Source organism: Flavobacterium xinjiangense (genome assembly GCF_900142885.1).
In the GTDB taxonomy this organism is placed as follows: domain Bacteria; phylum Bacteroidota; class Bacteroidia; order Flavobacteriales; family Flavobacteriaceae; genus Flavobacterium; species Flavobacterium xinjiangense.
Map to the genome: position 1 here is coordinate 1 of NZ_FRCL01000028.1, position 2500 is coordinate 2500.

At 45.7% G+C, this 2500-nt stretch carries 2 tRNA genes and 2 rRNA genes (1 of these 4 cut by a window edge); all 4 read left to right on the forward strand.

Features of this window, described 5'->3' with window-relative positions:
- Positions 1-879, forward strand: a 16S ribosomal RNA gene (locus BUC23_RS17095); the annotation flags it as partial.
- Positions 880-1095: 216 nt separating this feature from the next.
- Positions 1096-1169: transfer RNA gene (locus tag BUC23_RS17100), tRNA-Ile, on the forward strand.
- A gap of 88 nt (positions 1170-1257) precedes the next feature.
- Positions 1258-1331: transfer RNA gene (locus BUC23_RS17105), tRNA-Ala, on the forward strand.
- 193 nt (positions 1332-1524) lie between these two features.
- A 23S ribosomal RNA gene (locus BUC23_RS17110) occupies positions 1525-2500 on the forward strand (it continues 1912 nt past the right edge of the window).

Here is a 2500-nt window from a genome sequence, read left to right on the forward strand (position 1 = left end):
TGACTTGAATTATTAGGAAGTAACTAGAATATGTAGTGTAGCGGTGAAATGCTTAGAGATTACATGGAATACCAATTGCGAAGGCAGGTTACTACTAATGGATTGACGCTGATGGACGAAAGCGTGGGTAGCGAACAGGATTAGATACCCTGGTAGTCCACGCCGTAAACGATGGATACTAGCTGTTGGGAGCAATCTCAGTGGCTAAGCGAAAGTGATAAGTATCCCACCTGGGGAGTACGTTCGCAAGAATGAAACTCAAAGGAATTGACGGGGGCCCGCACAAGCGGTGGAGCATGTGGTTTAATTCGATGATACGCGAGGAACCTTACCAAGGCTTAAATGTAGATTGACCGGTTTGGAAACAGACTTTTCGCAAGACAATTTACAAGGTGCTGCATGGTTGTCGTCAGCTCGTGCCGTGAGGTGTCAGGTTAAGTCCTATAACGAGCGCAACCCCTGTCGTTAGTTGCCAGCGAGTCATGTCGGGAACTCTAACGAGACTGCCAGTGCAAACTGAGAGGAAGGTGGGGATGACGTCAAATCATCACGGCCCTTACGCCTTGGGCTACACACGTGCTACAATGGCCGGTACAGAGAGCAGCCACTGGGTGACCAGGAGCGAATCTACAAAACCGGTCACAGTTCGGATCGGAGTCTGCAACTCGACTCCGTGAAGCTGGAATCGCTAGTAATCGGATATCAGCCATGATCCGGTGAATACGTTCCCGGGCCTTGTACACACCGCCCGTCAAGCCATGGAAGCTGGGGGTGCCTGAAGTCGGTGACCGCAAGGAGCTGCCTAGGGTAAAACTGGTAACTAGGGCTAAGTCGTAACAAGGTAGCCGTACCGGAAGGTGCGGCTGGAACACCTCCTTTCTAGAGCCTTAGTGTTAGTAGCAATACACGCTAGGGAAAGAAGACGAAAAGTCGAAGTGGAAACAAATAAAGACATTATATTACTCTTGCTGTTAGTTCAAATAATACAATTTAAGTTAAAGATGAAGATTTAAGATTTAAGACAGAAGAATTATGATTGCAGATGTAGATTACATCTAAAATCAGGAATCAGAAATCTCCAATCACAAATCAAATTGTCTCGTAGCTCAGCTGGTTAGAGTATTACACTGATAATGTAGGGGTCGACAGTTCGAGTCTGTCCGAGACAACTATTTAACTTAAAAAAAGAAGAAATTCTAGAGTTGAGGAGTTATGAATACCATTCATAATTCATAATTCACAATTCATAATTAGATTGGGGGATTAGCTCAGCTGGCTAGAGCGCCTGCCTTGCACGCAGGAGGTCAACGGTTCGACTCCGTTATTCTCCACAAAAAGAGTGATCAGATCGCAGTGATCAGTACTCAGTTTCGACTGAATACTAAAAACTGAACACTGAACACTTATTTTAAAGTTCATTGACATATTGAGATAAGAAAATAATAAAAAGTAGAAAGCATTTTTTACTTGTTTATCATTAGACAAGTAAAAGAAACGGTCTCGTTATTTATAACGAGATTGGTACAATAAGCAAAATAAGGGCGTATGGGGGATGCCTTGGCTCTCAGAGGCGATGAAGGGCGTGATAAGCTGCGAAAAGCTACGGGGATTGGCACACACGAATTGATCCGTAGATACCCGAATGGGGCAACCCACTATGTTGAAGACATAGTACACCGATAGGTGGGCAAACCCGCTGAACTGAAACATCTAAGTAGGCGGAGGAGAAGAAAACAAAAGTGATTCCGTAAGTAGTGGCGAGCGAACGCGGATTAGCCCAAACCAATGATGTTACGGCATTATTGGGGTTGTAGGACCACGTTATTTGTTGCGGATTGAATTAGAATTTACTGGAAAGTAAAGCCAAAGAAGGTGATAGCCCTGTATAAGTAAAAGAAGATAACGATAGTGGTATCCTGAGTAGGGCGGGACACGAGAAATCCTGTCTGAATTTGGCGGGACCATCCGCTAAGGCTAAATACTCCTGAGAGACCGATAGTGAACCAGTACCGTGAGGGAAAGGTGAAAAGAACCGTGAATAACGGAGTGAAATAGATCCTGAAACCATACGCTTACAAGCGGTCGGAGCCCCTTCGTGGGGTGACGGCGTGCCTTTTGCATAATGAGCCTACGAGTTAACGTTGCTGGCAAGGATAAGTGGTTAAGCCACGGATCCGTAGCGAAAGCGAGTCTGAATAGGGCGCTTTAGTCAGTAGTGTTAGACGCGAAACCGTGTGATCTACCCATGGGCAGGATGAAGCTGTGGTAACACACAGTGGAGGTCCGAACCGGTTGACGTTGAAAAGTCTTCGGATGACCTGTGGGTAGGGGTGAAAGGCCAATCAAACTCGGAAATAGCTCGTACTCCCCGAAATGCATTTAGGTGCAGCGTTATGCGTAAAGTTATATAGAGGTAGAGCTACTGATTGGATGCGGGGGCTTCACCGCCTACCAATTCCTGACAAACTCCGAATGCTATATAATGTTTCATAACAGTGAG